Source organism: Halonotius sp. GCM10025705 (assembly GCF_042662885.1).
GTDB lineage: Archaea > Halobacteriota > Halobacteria > Halobacteriales > Haloferacaceae > Halonotius > Halonotius aquaticus.
The window spans coordinates 2,150,490-2,168,282 of the sequence record NZ_JBHSZD010000001.1 but is presented as its reverse complement, the minus strand read 5'-3'; the positions used below and the strand labels follow the sequence as shown (position 1 = coordinate 2,168,282).

At 60.0% G+C, this 17,793-nt stretch carries 9 protein-coding genes, 2 tRNA genes, 3 rRNA genes and 2 pseudogenes; 4 read left to right on the top strand and 12 right to left on the bottom strand.

What is annotated here, in order from left to right:
• Nucleotides 1-24: 24 nt before the first annotated feature.
• Both ACFQJB_RS12080 and ACFQJB_RS12075 read right to left on the bottom strand, forming a co-directional pair.
• Nucleotides 25-534, bottom strand: coding sequence for a hypothetical protein (locus ACFQJB_RS12080; protein WP_379727664.1), 510 nt, complete (start codon nucleotides 532-534; stop codon nucleotides 25-27).
• Nucleotides 534-1,073 carry a DUF7342 family protein gene (locus ACFQJB_RS12075; RefSeq protein ID WP_379727662.1) on the bottom strand — a complete coding sequence of 180 codons (540 nt, stop codon included), beginning with the start codon at nucleotides 1,071-1,073 and terminating at the stop codon, nucleotides 534-536. Before ACFQJB_RS12075 ends, ACFQJB_RS12080 begins: the two co-directional genes overlap by 1 nt.
• Before the next feature lie 261 nt (nucleotides 1,074-1,334).
• On the opposite strand from ACFQJB_RS12075, the gene ACFQJB_RS12070 reads away from it, so the two are divergent.
• The gene (locus ACFQJB_RS12070) at nucleotides 1,335-1,787 is read left to right on the top strand and encodes a hypothetical protein (RefSeq protein ID WP_379727660.1); all 453 of its coding nucleotides are present in this window, start codon (nucleotides 1,335-1,337) and stop codon (nucleotides 1,785-1,787) included.
• Between the two features lie 61 nt (nucleotides 1,788-1,848).
• Here ACFQJB_RS12070 and ACFQJB_RS12065 read toward each other — a convergent pair whose 3' ends face one another.
• The 8 genes from ACFQJB_RS12065 to ACFQJB_RS12030 all read right to left on the bottom strand — a co-directional run bounded on the left by ACFQJB_RS12065 (nucleotide 1,849) and on the right by ACFQJB_RS12030 (nucleotide 10,518).
• Entirely contained in the window at nucleotides 1,849-2,496 is a 648-nt protein-coding gene (locus tag ACFQJB_RS12065) for an endonuclease III domain-containing protein (RefSeq protein WP_379727658.1), read from the bottom strand.
• A 76-nt stretch (nucleotides 2,497-2,572) separates the two neighbouring features.
• Complete coding sequence (locus ACFQJB_RS12060) at nucleotides 2,573-3,901, bottom strand: sodium-dependent transporter (protein WP_379727656.1); 1,329 nt, start codon at nucleotides 3,899-3,901, stop codon at nucleotides 2,573-2,575.
• Nucleotides 3,902-3,995: 94 nt separating this feature from the next.
• Nucleotides 3,996-4,071: transfer RNA gene (locus ACFQJB_RS12055), tRNA-Cys, on the bottom strand.
• 188 nt (nucleotides 4,072-4,259) lie between these two features.
• Nucleotides 4,260-4,381: ribosomal RNA gene (gene rrf, locus ACFQJB_RS12050) — 5S ribosomal RNA — on the bottom strand.
• A 142-nt stretch (nucleotides 4,382-4,523) separates the two neighbouring features.
• A 23S ribosomal RNA gene (locus ACFQJB_RS12045) occupies nucleotides 4,524-7,437 on the bottom strand.
• Between the two features lie 309 nt (nucleotides 7,438-7,746).
• Nucleotides 7,747-7,818, bottom strand: a tRNA-Ala gene (locus ACFQJB_RS12040).
• Between the two features lie 163 nt (nucleotides 7,819-7,981).
• Nucleotides 7,982-9,450 (bottom strand): 16S ribosomal RNA (locus ACFQJB_RS12035).
• The 16S, 23S and 5S rRNA genes sit together here with 2 tRNA genes alongside, the layout of an rRNA operon.
• 759 nt (nucleotides 9,451-10,209) lie before the next feature.
• Nucleotides 10,210-10,518 (bottom strand): non-histone chromosomal MC1 family protein, encoded by a 309-nt coding sequence (locus ACFQJB_RS12030; RefSeq protein ID WP_120085877.1) that lies wholly within the window; start codon nucleotides 10,516-10,518, stop codon nucleotides 10,210-10,212.
• Nucleotides 10,519-10,753: 235 nt separating this feature from the next.
• On the opposite strand from ACFQJB_RS12030, the gene ACFQJB_RS12025 reads away from it, so the two are divergent.
• Together ACFQJB_RS12025 and ACFQJB_RS12020 are read left to right on the top strand one after the other, a co-directional pair.
• A complete protein-coding gene (locus tag ACFQJB_RS12025) occupies nucleotides 10,754-10,951 on the top strand; it encodes an AbrB/MazE/SpoVT family DNA-binding domain-containing protein (RefSeq protein WP_120103794.1) in 198 nt (65 codons plus the stop codon).
• A 186-nt stretch (nucleotides 10,952-11,137) separates the two neighbouring features.
• Nucleotides 11,138-12,193: pseudogene (locus ACFQJB_RS12020) on the top strand (quinone-dependent dihydroorotate dehydrogenase).
• An 18-nt stretch (nucleotides 12,194-12,211) separates the two neighbouring features.
• Here the strand turns inward: ACFQJB_RS12020 and ACFQJB_RS12015 are convergent.
• Nucleotides 12,212-14,883: pseudogene (locus tag ACFQJB_RS12015) on the bottom strand (valine--tRNA ligase).
• 240 nt (nucleotides 14,884-15,123) lie between these two features.
• On the opposite strand from ACFQJB_RS12015, the gene ACFQJB_RS12010 reads away from it, so the two are divergent.
• Nucleotides 15,124-16,794 carry a histidine kinase N-terminal 7TM domain-containing protein gene (locus ACFQJB_RS12010; protein WP_379727654.1) on the top strand — a complete coding sequence of 557 codons (1,671 nt, stop codon included), beginning with the start codon at nucleotides 15,124-15,126 and terminating at the stop codon, nucleotides 16,792-16,794.
• Here ACFQJB_RS12010 and ACFQJB_RS12005 read toward each other — a convergent pair.
• A complete protein-coding gene (locus ACFQJB_RS12005) occupies nucleotides 16,728-17,759 on the bottom strand; it encodes an ABC transporter substrate-binding protein (RefSeq protein ID WP_379727652.1) in 1,032 nt (343 codons plus the stop codon). The two genes, ACFQJB_RS12010 and ACFQJB_RS12005, sit on opposite strands and share 67 nt — an antisense overlap.
• Nucleotides 17,760-17,793: the final 34 nt, after the last annotated feature.

The following is a 17,793-nucleotide window of genomic DNA, read 5'->3' as shown; positions in this document are numbered from 1 at the left end:
CTTCGCTCGCCGTGGTATACAGTACTACCTGTCTATTTCGCCTGCAATTTCGATCCCAACAGGCTCGCCATCTTCCCGTGTCACACCCTGCACCACCTCACCAAGCGACGCGAGTCGCCGCGCCACGACCGCCAGCGGATGGGCGTCGATGAACGTCGCCGCCTGTCGGTCGACGACCCGCTCCCCGCTATCGAGTTGCAGATGCACCGGCCCTAACTCCTCGTGGCTCCCGTCCTGATGCCACCCGACTGCAAGCCCACGATCCGGTTCGATCCAGGTACACCAGTAGTGTTCGTACTCGACCTCGATTTCGAGTCGAACCCCGATCTCGATTCGCGCGTCATCGGTCGGATAGGCGTCAACCCCGAGAAACCGCCGCGGCGTTACCTCGCCGACGACGCGGTACGGCCCCGGCTCGCCGGACTCGGCGCGTCGCCGCCACACCGTCTCACAGGAGCCGCGAAGCCGGGTGGCGATCCGGTTGTGGAGTCGTCGGGCCTGCAGGTTCGCCCGGTTGGCGAGCAACACCACCATCAGGCGAGCGTTGACGACGAGTCAGTTTGCGGTGAGGCGAGTTCGACGACATCGTCGTACAGCTGAAGGGCGTGTTTCACGAGCCCGATCTCCGTGTTGATCGCCTCCCACGTCTCGATGACGTTCCGACGCTCACGCAGCTCGGCCGCCGACAGCTCCTCGGTCGCCAGTTGCTCCCGAAACGCAGCCAGTGAGGGAGCGTCGTATGCCGCCGCCACCTCCTCTTGTTCGGTTTTCAGATCCGCCAGCTGCTGTTCTAACTCCTCGCGGGAGTGGTCGTCGATCAGGTCGGTCACCTCGTCGAGGAGTAATCGTACCGGGTTCAGATCGTAGGCCTGCGTGCCGTCGACGGTCGTTTCGGTCACCCAGTCGTCGCTGGCCAACCCTTGGAGTTCGTCGGCCGCGGTCGCCCGCGAAACCTCGGCTCGCTCGGCGATCTCGCCGACAGGCGTTGGTTCGGTCAGCGTCTCCGCGACATGCCGAACCCGCTCCCGACCGCTGGTGTCGGCTGTCCACGACGTCGGTGTCGATTCAGCCATCTCAGCCGAGTGTTCGGCCCCAATACTCAAATAATTTTGTGAGAGTTAATTATTTACTGACAGGGCTGCCCACCGTCGGATGGCTCCTTTCGCTTGCCGCAACGGGGTTCGGTCACCGAGCAACACCTCACACCTCATGTTGAACTGGAGAACCACCGGGCTCAGCCGCTCGTGGGAAACGTCGATCTTGAAGCCTACTGAGCGCACACCGGGAGCAACCCAACCACTTACCTTGCCGCCGGACGACTAGAGACGTACCCGATGGAACCAAACGCGGCACCACCACTCGGAGACAGGCCCCACTGCTCGGACTGTCGTGCGGCCTTGGAATCCGGTGGTCGACAGGCGATCTCGTTTCTCCTTGTGGAGACACTCACGGTGCCGGTCGTTGGCTGCGATGCCCATCTTGAGGAGTTTCGGGCGATCTGCGAACTCACAACCGAAGACAACGCAGAGCTGTTAGGCCACCTGCCGGCTGGCGGGATTCAGTGTCCAGCCTGTCGCAATCACGAGCAGGGCGGCGGTATGCCACTCATCTTTGTCGAAGCCGGCGCGGTTGGGATCTTGGCGTGTGAGCGACACGCCACAGCAGTGATCGAGTGTTACCAATCAGGGCTGCAGGCACGACAGCAGTTGGGCGCAAACGGGCCCCGCGGTGGTGGCAGTATCCACAACACCGGTGGGATCGAACTGCCGGATCTCGACGACAGCTAACCCGAAGCGAGAGACAGGCACCCGGGGAACACGGCGCGTGTACTGAGAGCCGACGCCACGCTCAACAGGACGGACACTCACAGTAGCTCGCACAGACTGGATTATCGCAGTCAGGGTTTTGTGCCGAACAGTACTCCTTGCCGTGCGTGATCAACAGCACGTGCAGGCTGTATTTGATATCGTCTGGAACGATCTCATTCAGCACCTCGTGTGCGTGGTCGGCCGTCGTCGATTCCTCGATCAGGCCGAACCGGGTCGCCAGTCGCTCGATATGGGTGTCGACCGCGAAGGTTGGCTTCTCGAAGTGAAAGTTCAACACGACATTCGCGGTCTTCGAGCCGACGCCTTTGATATCGGTCAGCCACGCCTGGGCGTCCTCGGTGTCCATCGCATCGAGAAACGCCAGCGTGTACTCGCCGCCCGTCTCCTCGCGAATCGCCGCCAGCGACCGCTGGATACGCGTCGCCTTCTGGTTCATCAACCCAACCTCGGAGATAACGTCTGCCAGTTCGTCGTGGTCGGCCGTTTCCATCGCCCGATAGTCGGGATAGGCCGCAAACAACTCCTTGGAGGCACGGGCTGTCTGTACGTCGGCAACATTCTGAGAGAGGATCGTCGTGAGGAGCTGCCGGACGCCATCTTCGCTATACGTCTTGTTTGGTCGCCCATGGAGCTCGATCAGATCGCGGTGCAGTTGCCGGATGTCCATACTGTATGTCAGCACTACGGCGGTAACTGGATATCGGTCACTCCGTGGTCGATTGGGGGTCAACCAACCGGAGCGATCAGAGAAGGCTGGTTTGGATCGTCTGAATCACGTCGACGATATTCTGATACAACACGTATGAGAGCACCACAACAACCGGCACTCGGAGTACCCAAATCCAAAGTTTCGGGATGAACTGCGGGGAGGTGAGTCCCTTGCTGAACTCTGTGATCGCGTCGGTGGCGTACACCCACCCGCCGAAGAGCGCCAACAGCAATCCACCAAGCAGCAGTAGCACGTTGTTTGCAATGGCGTCGTAGACGGTGAGATACTGGAGATCAAACGCCGTGGGGAGTCCGACGATAAAGATGCCAGCCACCGAACCAGCGGTTGCATACGAGCGCGCGCTCCCGGTGGTGTCGATGATAAACGAGACGATCACCTCAAGAATACTGAACGCACTCGTCAGAGCCGCCAACAGGAGGATGACAAAGAAGACCGTTCCGACAAGTCGACCGCCGGGAAGCGTGGTGAACGCGCCAGCCAGACTGACGAACGTCGCGCCGATCCCACCGTCCCCTGGAGCGATGCCTTGGGCGAAAAACACTGGAAAGACGATCAGCCCAGCGAGAACAGCGATACAGGTGTCAGCCAGCATAATCACGAACCCATCACGCAGCAGGCTTCGATCCTCATCGAGATACGAGCCGTAGGTGATCATGACACCCACCCCGGTCGAGAGCGTGAAAAACGCCTGACCGGCCGCAGCCGGCAGGATCGCAAGCGCGTCGCTGCGCAACGTCGCAAGATTCGGTGAGAGATAGTACGCATACCCCTCGGCAGCACCCGGAAGCGTTGCAGCGTACACCGCCAAAAACAGCATGAGTCCGACCACACTCGGTACCAACAGCTTTGCGGCCCGTTCAAGTCCGTCGCGAACGCCGAAGCCGACAACACCAGCGACAAGCAGGATAAACAGCAGGTCAAAGCCGGCGGTGTTCAGCCCGCTTGAGACCTGCCCGAAGTAGGCCTCCGCACTACCGGTGTACGCGCCGGTGAGACTTCCGAAAATATACTGGATGACCCACCCGCCGACGACGCTGTAGTACGAGAGGATGATGAAGCCGGTGATCGAGCCGATCACCCCGATCGCCTTCCAGTTGCCGTAGCCGATCGCCGGGAAGGCGTCGACGACATTTTGTTTTGACTCACGCCCGATGACAAACTCGACAAGCATCACCGGCAGCCCGATAAACGCAACAAGGAGGAGGTAGACAACGAGGAATGCGGCCCCGCCCGACTCGGCGGTAATAAACGGAAACCGCCAGATGTTGCCCAGTCCCACCGCGCTGCCGATCGCGGCAAGGATGAATCCCAGCCGCGTTGCCCATGTCTCACGAGAGCCCATATGGGTGGCTGTCACCGCCGGCTAATACGTTGCGTGCATCGACTCCGGACAGGAACGGTGTCAGTAGCAATACTAGGCTGATGAAAGGAAACGAAGCCAAGGGTCGGATTTGAACCGACGATGGGCGGCTCTGCAGGCCGCTGCGTTAGGCCGGACTCTGCCACCTTGGCGCGTGCTGTAGTATCTCCGAGAGTCGCTTAAGCCAGCGGTTAGCCCGCCTGCATGAACTGACAGCGACCGCTGCCGTTCCTGACACTACTCGCCTCGCTCACGTATGATCGCGAGGGCTGCCGCTACCCGGTCAAAACGTGTCGGCGAGCCATGGAAGTGACTCGCCAAGACTGAATGAAGTATGAATGGGTGGCGGCGAACCACAACTCCCAGAGGGTCTCCCACTCCAGTACCGCGTGGTACGCTGACGAGCTTAACTACCGTGTTCGGGATGGGTACGGGTGGAACCTCGTCGCTATGGCCGCCGAAACCGACTACCAGAATCGAACTGGTATCTTACCAGACCACTGTCGGCAATCCTACCACCTCACGATCGCTCGTTTGCTTATCGCGTGTTCGTGCAATCCAGTTCGCGCCTGGACCCATTACAGTGGGTCACAGTGCATAGTATGAATATTGGCTTGGACTGTTAGTGCTCGTGGACTCAACACCTCGTTGCCTTGGTGCGTACATCCCGAGTCTATCGAACTCGTCTTCTACGAGTGTCCTCAATGGTACGTCTTTTTCATGTGGGTTTCGAGCTTAGATGCGTTCAGCTCTTACCCCGCGGCACGTGGCTACTCGGCAACTGCCTTCTCAGACAACCGATACACCAGTGGTGCCCAATCGTAGTTCCTCTCGTACTATACGATCGTTCATGGCACGTACCTTACACCCCCAATAGATAGCAGCCGACCTGTCTCACGACGGTCTAAACCCAGCTCACGACCTCCTTTAATAGGCGAACAACCTCACCCTTGCCCGCGTCTGCACGGGCAGGATGGAGGAACCGACATCGAGGTAGCAAGCCACTCGGTCGATATGTGCTCTTGCGAGTGACGACTCTGTTATCCCTAAGGTAGCTTTTCTGTCATCCACAAGCCTCATCAATAGGCTCTGTGGGTTCGCTAGACCACGCTTTCGCGTCAGCGATCCTCGTTGGGAAGATCACTGTCAGACTTCCTTCTGCTCTTGCGCTCTGCCTCGGGTTCCCGACCCGAGTGAGGAAATCTTGGGGCGCGCTCGATATCTTTTCGAGCGCGTACCGCCCCAGTCAAACTGCCCGGCTACCGGTGTCCTCCGCCAGGAGTGAGAGTCGCAGTCACTACCGGGTAGTATTTCAATGCTGCCTCGGTGGCCCGCTAGCGCGGGTACCTGTGTAACGGCTCCTACCTATGCTGCACAGTAGCGACCACGTCTCAGCGACAGCCTGCAGTGAAGCTCTATAGGGTCTTCGCTTCCCCTTGGGGGTCTCCAGACTCCGCACTGGAACGTACAGTTCACCGGGGCCAGCGTTGGGACAGTGACGCTCTCGTTGATCCATTCATGCAAGTCGCTACTGAAGCGACAAGGTACTACGCTACCTTAAGAGGGTCATAGTTACCCCCGCCGTTGACGGGTCCTTCGTCCTCTTGTACGAGGTGTTCAGATACCCGCACTGGGCAGGATTCAGTGACCGTACGAGTGCTTGCGCATTTGCGGTCACCTGTGTTGTTACTAGACAGTCGGAGCGTCCGAGTTATTGCAACCTGCCTCGCTGGAGGCAGGCATCCCTTCTTGCGAACGTACGGGACTAACTTGCCGAATTCCCTAACGCCGGTTGGGGCCCGACAGACCTTGGCTTTCGCTGCCTGAGCACCTGTGTCGGATCTTGGTACGGACAACACGCTTGCCGTTTCACGGGCTCTAGGTACCACCGCGTTTCCCTGTCTCGGTAGTTACCCGCTTCGTGCCATGACGGCTTCCACGGGCGTGACCGATTCGACCGGGCGAAAACCCGGTGCGGTGTTTCCCAAAGCGTTGGCTTTGAGTGGTGTTGGTACTGGAATATTAACCAGTTTCCCTGTTGTCCCCGTCGAGTTGCGAGGGGACTTAGGACCGACTAACCCTTGGCTGAATGACAGTGCCAAGGAACCCTTGCTCGTAAGGTCGTCGAGGTTCTCACCCGACTATCGCTGCTACTGTGACCAGAATTGTCGTTACTGTACGATCCATACGAGTTCTCACCCGTATTTCCACTCGAACAGTACGCCAACCTACGTAGTCACCATGATTGGTGTTGTACGGTCTCGGAAACGGATTTGAGCCCCGATCATTTTGGGCGCCTCGAACCTCGGCCGGTAAGCTGTTACGCTTTTCTTAGAGGGTTGCTGCTTCTAAGCTCACCTCCCGGCTGTTTAGGGCTCGAGACCACCTTCGGTTGCACTTAATCCGTATTTTGGGTCTTAACCGTACGCTGGGTTGTCTCCCTTACGGACCACAGGCTTACCCCGCAGTCCGGACTCCCACCGTCTACAACGTCCGTAAGTTTGGAGTTCGACAACCCGGCCGACCTCTCTCGAGGGCGGGACGAGTAATCGGTCACTCTACCTCACGGACTATCTCGGGTGAGGTCATGCTTCGACATGTTTCGGTTGGAACCAGCTGTTGCCGAGTTCGATGGGCCTTTCACCCCTACACATAGGTCACGCGAGGGTATTGTAAGACACCAACGCTAACGGGCCTCCACGTGCCTTTCGGCACGCTTCACCCTGCCCATGTGTAGATCACTCGGTTTCGGGTCGTATCCCCACGACTCCCCGCGCTTGAACACGGCGGCCCTGGTGCAAAGCACTGCGGCCATGTCGCTTTCGCTCTGCCTGCCCCGATCATCGGGTTAGGCTTGCCATGGAGATACACTCTCTGGGTCGTTTTTCAAAACGTACGACGCAACATCGGCTTCTCACTCGTCTTACTGGAGGCTTGCACCTCGGTCATTCTGAGTGAGACCTTGTATGCCACGTCGTTCGATCGCCAGCTGATTTCGGGCCCTATTGCACGATCCTTCTCGGAGTGCTTTTCAGCGTTCGCTCACGCTACTTGTTCGCTATCGGTCTCGAGGAGTGTTTAGTCTTTCCGGGGGATGCCCGGGAGTTTTCACACGGGAGTTCCGACCCATGCTACTCTGGAGCTGACGCGCGATGTACTTGCTTTTGATACGGGGTTGTCACCCTGTATCACGCTCCGTTCCAGAAGACTTCTCAAAAGCGTTCGATCGGTGATTGTCAGTCCTGACACCACATTGCCCGTGAGGGCTTCGGTTTGGACTGTGTCGTGTTCACTCGCGGTTACTAACGATATCGCGGTTGCGTTCTTTTCCTGTCGGTACTGAGATGTTTCAATTCCCGACGTTCCCTATTGCGCAAAGCAATTGTGAGAGGGATTCCCATTCGGAGATCCTACGTTCTTCGCCTCCATGCGGCTCCCGTAGGCTTATCGCAGCTTGGCACGTCCTTCATCGGCACTCGAGCCGAGCCGTTCACCAGCTGGCACAGTAGCCAGTTGAAGAGATAACATTCGGACGAATGTTATCGCTGGTGAGGTGATCCAAAGGATCACCTCGCGAGACGAGTATAACTCGCCTCAATGTATGTTCACTGTACCCGGTATGCGCGTTCGGAAGAACACGCAAACTGTAATGGATCCAGTGGACGCCTGGATTGCACGTACACACGATCTCATGGCGACCCAGGGTGGTAGATCTGGGACGCTCGATCCTTCCCAACCCGCTTGCACGGGATGGTGCATCGATCTTGTCGTATCACACTCGAACCGTGTAACCCGTATAAGGGACACGGTTCGGATGCGTGCTGACATGGACTCAGTGGGATTTGAACCCACGGCATCCTCCTTGCAAAGGAGGCACTCTGCCGCTGAGCTATGAGCCCGCCTCGGTCGAGGAATCGACCGAGCGTGTTAGCCTTGGTAGTTCGAAGGTGCCCGATTGCACGCGTGGGCCGAAGACCCCAGTTCATCGGGGATGATGACTGGGACACAGACGCAATGAGTATGAAGGGTGAGTCTGGCCTAGAAGGCCAGATCTCGGACGTTAGGAGGTGATCCAGCCGCAGATTCCCCTACGGCTACCTTGTTACGACTTAAGCCCCCTTGCGAAGCCCAGATTCGACCCTGGTAACAGGGCCTCATCCGGACCTCACTCGGGTGCTTTGACGGGCGGTGTGTGCAAGGAGCAGGGACGTATTCACCGCGCGCTGCTGACACGCGATTACTACCGAATCCAGCTTCATGCGGGCGAGTTTCAGCCCGCAATCCGAACTACGACCAGGTTTGCGAGATTACCGTCACTTCTCAGTGTTGGAACCCGTTGTCCTGACCATTGTAGCCCGCGTGTTGCCCAGCCCATTCGGGGCATACTGACCTACCGTTGCCCATTCCTTCCTCCAGTTTAGCACTGGCAGTCTTCCTAATGTACCCACCCACCGTGCGGTGGTGCTGGCAATTAGGAACGTGGATCTCGCTCGTTGCCTGACTTAACAGGATGCCTCACGGTACGAGCTGACGGCGGCCATGCACCTCCTCTCATCAGCTCGAGCAGATGTCGTCAACATGACTGTCATTACTGATGTCGGGGCTGGTGAGATGTCCGGCGTTGAGTCCAATTAAACCGCAGGCTCCTCCGGTTGTAGTGCTCCCCCGCCAATTCCTTTAAGTTTCATCCTTGCGGACGTACTTCCCAGGCGGCTCGTTTAGCGGCTTCCCTACGGCACAGCACCCACTCGTAGTGGGTGCCACACCTAACGAGCATCGTTTACAGCTAGGACTACCCGGGTATCTAATCCGGTTTGAGACCCTAGCTTTCGTCCCTCACTGTCGAAGCCGTCTTCTCAGAGTGCTTTCGCCATCGGTAGTCCGTCCGGGATTACGGGATTTCACTCCTACCCCGGACGTACTCTCTGAGCCTTCCGGTTCCAAGCCAGCCAGTTTCCACCGGACGCCCACCCGTTGGGCAGGTGGATTTCCCGATGGACTTGGGTGGCCAGCTACGGACGCTTTAGGCCCAATAATATGGGACATCACTCGAGCTGCCGGTATTACCGCGGCGGCTGGCACCGGTCTTGCCCAGCTCTTATTCGTTGACCACCTTACAGTCAACAAAAGCGAGGGCTAATATGCCCTCGCACTTGGGATTCCCCTATCGCACTTCCGTGCAGTGTAAAGGTTTCGCGCCTGCTGCGCCCGTAGGGCCCGGAATCTTGTCTCAGATTCCGTCTCCGGGCTCTGACTCTCATCACCCGTACCGATTACTGGCACGGTGGGCCGTTACCCCACCGTCTACCTAATCGGCCGCAGCCGCATCCTTCAGCGGTGTCTTTAGAAAACAGTGCATTCCAGCGTCTGTTTCATATCGGCCATTAGCCTCAGTTTCCCGAGGGTATTGCCGACTGAAGGGTAGCTTGGCCACGTGTTACTGAGCTATCTGCCACGAGTGTGAACTCGTTCGGCTAGCATGGCTAAATCGAATCCCAATAGCAATGTCCTCCGGCAGGATCAACCGGAATGTGTCCAACTCACTCGGAGAGCGAGTTGGGGGTTGGCGGGAACGATTCCTTGACAGGAATCGGTCACCAAAATGTGTCTCATTGCATGGTCTGTGTTCGGGGCCACGCGAGCAATCGGGTGGCACCGAACTACCAAGGCTAACGTCGGATCCCGTCTGTACGGCGTACCGCAGGGGTGGGATCCCCATTGTGTCGGATCTGAGTGTATCCGATTGGGCCGTATAAGCCCGTCGGATCACTCGTGGTGTGGTGGCCACGTGATCCATGCGAGTGCTGACCGATTCGAACGGTCGGCGGCTCGCGGTGTGTTTTTGCTGCATTCCAGTCGAGCGCCCTGTTGTACTTAAGGGCGTTGGTTCGATCTGGGTGCCGTCCGGCGATTCCGGACGGCGGTGGTCGAGCGTGTTTCCACACACAACCAGTGCATCCTATCGAAGACGGGGTTTATATAAAAGACCGTCGAAGCGAACCCACCACGTCATGCGGTTTCATGCGCCGAACCCACATGCAGAATCGGGAGAGATAGATCGCGACCATGATGGGGTGGTACTGATACGACACAGCGACGGTATGCGTCGCTGGTCGATGCTGAGAGTCAAATGTAGCGCGGCTGGAGGTCGAACGGTCATCCCCTGTCTCGCACAGACGGTCGCGCCGGATGATTGCCGCGCAAGCGGACGGTCAGTGTGACCGAGACAAAACGCTACCGGAAGTGACGGCGGTTCAAAGAACGCGAGGCCAACACGGCAGCGACTCCGGTCACTCGTCGAGGTGTTCGATGCCCTCTTTGGAGACGTTCGCTTCGGTGATCTCATCGGGCATCCAGTCGGGCGAGTTGTCAGGGGCTGTCTCCTCCCAGGCCCACCCCTCATACTTGTGTACCTTGTCGGTGCCTTTCTCACGGAGTTCGAGCGAAACCCGGTCGGCAGCCGATTCCGACGGGGCTGGATCAAGCCGCCGGGCCGCCTTCAGCGCGGCCTGTCGGGGAGTGTTGCCCGAAAAGACACTGTCTTCGGTGCCGTCCGCCTCGCGGAGTGCAAAGTTTCGCTTACCGTCTTCACGTACCATGGTTTGTGGCTCCATGCCAACCGAGGACATGCATTGATATAAATATATCGGGGATTTGAACACTCAACGGGCGATCTTTTAAATACGATCACACGCAGGCCAGTGGTTCTGATCGATGAGTTTCCTAGCAGCGAGCCAGCAAGCACACCTGACCCCGAGTCGCCTAACGAGCCAGCCACACAGCGGTAAACAACACTTATATGAATTCTGTGGCGAATGGGGATAGACACCGGCGATGGTTCGTAAAAAGAAGCTGAGTCCGAGTGGGGCCAAAGACGACGACGGTGAGTACCACAACGTCCACGTCAATCTGCACGAAGACGAGCTTGCGGTCGCCGGCATGGAGATCGGCGACGAGGTCTTCGTGCGGGTGCGCGAGGACAAGATCATCATCCAGAAGGCCGATCCGGATACAGTCCAACACGATTTCTAACGCCTCGCTGTCAGCAACCGTCCGCTATCCCTTCAGAGCTCGAAAAGCAGTCGCATACAGGGCATCGACGCTCGCTCGGTCGTGCGACACCGATAGCATTGCGCTCCCACCACCGCCGTCACGACGAGCGTCGCAACGCGATCCGCTTCGTCGGATTGATTGTACTGCGAGCGGATAGCACACCCAATGAGCCTATACGACGCCGCAAAGCCGGCCCTCTTTCTTCTCCCCCGGAGACAGCCCACAACACGGTACACCGCGGCCTGAAGGCCGTCCAAGATACCCCACTCGAAACCGTCCTTGCGGAGCGATACGCTGTCACCGACGACCGGCTCCAGCAGTCAGTGTTCGGCTGTGAGTTTCCCACGCCGGTCGGTGTCGCCGCCGGCTTCGACAAAAACGCCGAGATCCCCCGCGTGTTGACCGCCCTTGGGTTTGGCCACGTCGAGATCGGCGGCGTCACCGCCGAGCGACAGCCCGGCAATCCACAGCCACGGATGTTTCGCCTGCCGGAAGACAGCGCGCTCATCAACCGAATGGGATTCAACAACGAGGGGGCCGACCGAATCGGTGACCGCCTTGACCGCGAACCACAGCCCGATGTGCCGCTCGGTGTCAACATCGGCAAATCGAAATCGACGCCGCTTGCGGAGGCAGCCGACGACTACCTGTATACCTACGAGCGGGTCGCCGACGCGGGCGATTACTTCGCGGTCAACGTTTCCAGTCCAAATACGCCAGGGTTGCGCTCACTACAGAACCGGGATTCATTGGAGGCGATCTTGGGTGGCCTGAAAGCCGCCGGAGCCGCCCCCTGTTGGTCAAACTCTCGCCGGATCTCCCTGATCCCGCTGTCGAGGACGCGCTGGCCGTTGTCGACGACCTCGATCTCGATGGCGTTATTGCAACCAACACAACGACAAGCCGGCCCGACTCGCTGCAAAATCCGAACAAGGCTGAAACCGGCGGCCTCTCCGGGAAACCGATCGAGGACGACGCAACCGACCAGATCCGGTTTATCGCCGAGCGCACCGACGTGCCGATCATCGGCGTCGGCGGCGTCAGCGACGCCGAGGAGCGTACGAAAAGATACGTGCGGGTGCAAGCCTCGTCCAACTGTACACCGGACTCGTGTTCGAAGGCCCGGGGATCGCTCGCGATATCAATGAGGGACTGCTTGCCCTGCTGGAACGCGATGGTTTCGACTCAGTCGAAGACGCGGTCGGTGTCGACCTCGAATAACAGCAGTCGGGTGGCGAGTTATACCTCGGCGACAATCACGATCGCGTCGCCGGCTTCGAGCATCTCGCCGTCGCCAGCATAGCGGCGCTCGCGGTTGACCTCGAAGAAGTCCGGGCCGAGTGCTTCGCCGGCGACGTGGAGTTCGTCGTCGACAAGTTCGTACTCGCCGGCCTCGATACCGTCTTCGAGGGCAGGCACCTGCGAGCCGTATTCGGGGCCAACCTTCGAGTAGTCGAGGCTGATGTCGGTGATGACGGATTCAATCTCAGGCTCGTTGTCGAGGACGGTCAGCTCATCGACGTGCATCACGCCGCGGATGTCCTCTTCGAAGCCCGCAATCGGCCCGTAAACCTCGATTGCCGACAGTTCGGCATTGAGGGGGAGCTGCTGGTCGCTTTTGTATTTCCGGAGCGCGCCGACAACCGCCATCGCGGCGGTACCGCCCTCGCTGTCGGCGTCGATGCCGAGCGGCTCGGGCCATGCCGACTGGTGGACGCTCTCGTCGGCATCGTACATGTCGCGGTAGAGCTCCTCGGTGACATGCGACAGCAGCGGCGCGAACAGTTTGAGGAACCGCTCGTGGGCGGTGCGCAGCGTATAGACTGCCGACTGATCGTCGCCGTCGTCGAGTCGCTGTTTGGCGATTTCGAGGTAGTCGTCACAGAAGGTGCCCCAGAAGAAGGTTCGGAGGCCGTCGCGGGCCTTCGAAAACTCACGGTTTGCCAGCAACTCGGTGACATCCTCGATTGTCGCGTCGAGTTCCGCCAGCAGCCAGCGGTCAAGCGCGGCGAGATCGTCGGGCCGGTCGATCGGCTCGGGGGCCAGCGAGTCGACGAGCTTGGAGGCGTTCCAGAGCTTGCGGATCAGCTTCTCGCCCGCTCGGAGGCCCTTCTCCTGGTACGGCAGGTCGTCGCCGATCGCGCTGCCGGCGGCCCAGAACCGCGCGGCGTCGACCGGGTACTCGTCGAGGACGGCGTCGGGATCGACGACGTTCCCCTTTGATTTCGACATCTTTTCGCGATTCTCATCGAGCACCATCCCGTTGATCATCGTCGTGTCGAACGGCACCTCGCCGGTGTGCTCGTAACACTTGATGACGGTGTGGAACAACCAAAAGGAGATGATGTCGTGGCCCTGCGGCCGGAGATCCATCGGATAGATCTCGGGGCGATCCATCGTGAACTCCTCGGCCTCGTCGTCCCAGTCCCAGCCGGCGTTAATGAGCGGCGTCAACGACGACGTAGCCCACGTATCGAAGACATCGGTTTCGGGAACGAGTTCGTCGTGGCCGCACTCGGGACAGCTGTCGACCGGTGGCTCATCCGAAAGCGGATCGACCGGCAGCTCACTTTTGTCGGCGATGACTTCGTTGTCGCAGTCGGCGCAGTACCACACCGGGAACGGAATTCCGGAGGAGCGTTGCCGGGAGATACACCAGTCCCACTCAGGCCGTCGATCCAGTGTTCGTACCGCGTGAACATCTTCTCGGGGAACCACTCCATCTCCCGGCCAGCGTCAAGATACTCCTCGCGTTTGTCGAGCACGTCGACGTACCACTGCTCGGTGACGCGGTATTCGACGGGCACATCGTCGCGTTCGTGTACTTGGACGACGTGGTCGATCTCCCAGCGATCGCGGAGTTGCTCGGCGTCGTCGATATCCTCAACGATGGCTTCGCGGGCGTCCTCGGTGCTCATGCCTTCGTAGTCGCCGGCGAGGTCGGTCATCGTCGCCGACTCGTCGATGGCGACCCGGAGATCGAGGTCGTGGGCTTGGTACCACTCGATGTCAGTCTGGTCACCGAAGGTACAGCACATCACGACGCCGGTACCTTTCTCCATATCGACACGGTCGTCCTCGTAGATCGGAACCTCGTGGCCGAAGACGGGGACGCGGGCGGTACCGCCGACAAGATGCGCGTTGCGGTCGTCGTCGGGGTGGACGAACATCGCAACACACGCCGGGATAAGTTCGGGCCGGGTCGTCGAGATCACGATGTCGTCGCCGGGGTCGGTCGGCGTCGGATACTCGTAGTCCGCGTCGCTGACGGCGTCGGAATCCGGCTCACGTCCGCTCTCGACGAGTTCGAAGGCGATATCGTTGAAGTGGGACTGTTCTTCGTGATCCTCGGTTTCGACCTGCGAGATGGCGGTTTCGCAGTCCGGACACCAGATCGCGGGGGCTTTCTTGCGGTATTCGCGGCCCTGCTCGTAGAGATCGATAAAGGAGAGTTGGGAGACACGCTGAACTCGCGGCGAGATCGTCTGGTAGGTGTTGTTCCAGTCGATGGAGGTGCCCATCGCCTGCATCTTTTCGGTGAACTCCGCCTCGTAGTCGGCACAGACCTCCCGGCATTTCTCTTGGAACTCATAGCGGTCAAAATCCTGATGCCGGATGTCGAGTTCCGACTCTGTCAGGCGTTCGGAGGCGATCCCGTTGTCGTCGTAGCCGAAGGGATAGAACACGTCGTTGCCCTGCATGCGCTCGAATCGGGCGACGATATCCTGCAGGATGGAGCCGTAAACGTGACCCCAGTGGAGACTCCCCGAGACGGTCGGCGGCGGGGTGTCGATGGCGAAGGTCGTGTTCGGGTCAGTCGCGTCGTCAGGGTAGGCGTACGTTTCGTCGTCGAGCCACTGCTGTTGCCACGTGGACTCGACGGCGTCGGGATCGTACTCTCCGGTTGGCATTGCGGGAGGGGACACGCCGCGGGGACTAAGGTTAATCGACTTCCGAACGCGTGGTCGATCGCAGAGAGACTGCGATGTGCTCGAACGGCGACAGACGGGAGCCGTGAGAGCTGCCGGCGTTCCGCGAGCGAATCGAGTCGCTGCGGGATCAAGCGCGGCGGAGGTTTCTCCATCTCATTGGCTCACTGCCCGGCAACCTGACGCGAATCGTTATGTAACGGGAGGTTGTAGGCCGGCCCAGTGTTTGGCGCGTTTTCGTGGCCGGCGATCGCCTCGCTGGGCTCCGGCCTGCTCTCGCTGGCGTTTCTCGCCTACGTCTGGCCCTATCGCGACGAGGATGGGGCGACGTTGTTCATGACGATGATCGGTGCCATCGCGCTGTGGGCGTTTTCCTACGGCGTCGCTCTCCTCGTGTTCGATCCGGCACTCCGGGTGCTGTTTGAGATCCCGATCTGGCTGGGTACCTGTTTCACGAGCCTGTTGTTTCTGGCCTTCGCCCTCGAATACACCGGCCGGAAGGATGTGGTGCGGTCGACGCCGATGGCCGGGCTCGTCGCTCTCACGCTCGGCTTCGTTGGGTTGATCGCCACCAATCCACGCCATCAGCTCGTCTGGAGTAACTACCGGATCGACCCCACCTTCGGCGCGGCGACGGTCGCCTACACGAACGAGGCGTGGCTGTTTCTCATCCTGTTGACGCTGATGATCTTCACCGCCGGTGCGGTGCTCGTCTTGCTGGAGACGTTCGTGAGTTATGGCCCGCTGTATCGCTCCCAGACGCTTGCCCTCGCGCTGTCGCCGCTCCCGGTTATCCCCGGGATCCTGCTGTGGATATTCGACGCCGGCCCGGTTCCACATCTCAACCTCGCCCCGCTGTTGTTTCCGGCGCATCTCGGGCTTGATATGTACGCCTTCTTCCGGCGGAATATGTTCGAGTTGACGCCGGCGGCCCGCCGAACAGGCGATCAGACCGCCATCGACGATCTGGGGATCGGTATCATCATCGTCGACGACGACCGCCGGATCATCAACGCCAACGAGGCGGCAACCGAGATCGTCGACACCGCAAAACCGGCTTTCCTCGGAAACTCACTCGATGACATCGCCCTCGATATCGATCTCGACAGCGACGACCAGCGAATCCGTCACGGCGACACCAGAAGGCGTGATTACGCCGTCACCGTCTCGCCGATCGAGGATTCAGCCGACAGCACGGTTGGACACACAATCACGCTCCAGGACATCACGCTCGAACGCCAACGCGAGCAGCGACTCGCCGTCCTCAACCGTATCCTTCGGCACAACCTCCGCAACGATCTCAACGTCGCCAGCGGGTACCTCGAAGTGGTCGCCGAGGGCGTCGACGACGAGGGGTACGTCGACATGCTCGAAACCGCAAAACGCAACACCGACGACGTGCTCGAACTCGGCGAGAAAGCCCGGATGGTCGAACGGACACTCGAACCCGACGAACTGGGCACCGAATCGATTCCGGTCGCCACGTTCGTCGATCACGTTGCCGAGCCGCTCGTCGACGACCACGGTGGGCATGTCGACACGGAAATCCCGGATGCCCTCGCCATCGAGACGAACCGCCAACTGCTCGAAAGCGTGCTCGACAACCTGATCGAAAACGGCCTCGAACACGGCGGCGGGAATGTCACGGTCGGGGCGACCACCACCGGGTCGACCGTCCGGATCAAGGTCAGCGATAGCGGCGACGGCATCCCGGAACACGAACTGGGCGTGATCGAGGAGGGCACAGAGACGGATCTCGAACACGGCAGCGGGATCGGGCTGTGGCTCGTCGAGTGGGGAACGACCGCCCTCGGTGGGCGTGTTAGCTACGAAACCGGGGCGGCAGGAACGACAGCGACTGTCGAACTCCCGGACGTTGTCGACAGCGAGTAACTCGGGTGTCGGGCGCAGTTACGCGTCAGAGAGGAGGTCGTTCGTGTAGAGCTCGCTCGTCGACAACTCATCGGCGGGAATCGGCTCGTCGTCAACCGTGGTGAGAATATCGTTGGCGGCGAGCCACTCGACAAACGCGTCCCAGCGATCGTGGGCCATCGTTCCCCACCCCCGTCAGCGGTGAGATACGCGTCGGTGAGTTCGCGTTGGCTCTCACGGAGGAAGTCGGGGTCGTCGTTGTCTATGCCCTCGGCCGTCTCACCGAGGATGTCGGCGGCCCGATCGGGGTTGTCGACCGCGAACTGGTAGCCGCGGGCACTCGCCGCGAGGAAGTCGCTGAGGGCGTCGCCGTCAGCGATCGTCTCCGGGCGGGCCAACAACAGGGGTGTGTAGCCGTACGGCACGTCGTACTCGTCGAGATAGAAGGCGTTGAGATCGATCCCGTCGCGGGCCGCGAGGACGCCCTCCCACGGCATGAACACCCAGGTTGCATCCGCCTCACCGTCAAGCAGGGTGTTCCAGATGCCGAGTTTCGGCGGCGTGACGATGTCGATGTCGCCGTCGCCGCCGTCGTTGCGGACGAGTTGGCGGACGATGTGATCCTCGAAGCGGGCGTCGTAGGAGGCATAGCGGTGGCCGTCGAGATCGGCCGGACGGTCGAGGTCGCTGTCGCCGAGCGTGACGATCGCGCTTTTGTCTTCCTGACAGACCGCCGCGACAGCAGTTAGCGACGGGTAGTCGGGGTGGGTCTGGTAGCTGATGACGCTCTCGGAGGGCGCAATCGCCAGCGTTGCCTCGCCGGTGGCGACCTGCTTTGCCGGCGTCGTCTCGTAGTCGTCGTCGGCCGGCGAGTGGATCGACACGTCGAGTCCGCGGTCGGCGTAGTAGCCCTCCGCGAGCGCGACGTAGAAGCCGGTGTGGTTCGTGTTCGGTGTCCAGTCGAGTGCAAGATCGATTGTTGTCATTTGTCGGTGGTATGACCGGGCGATGAAAAAGAGC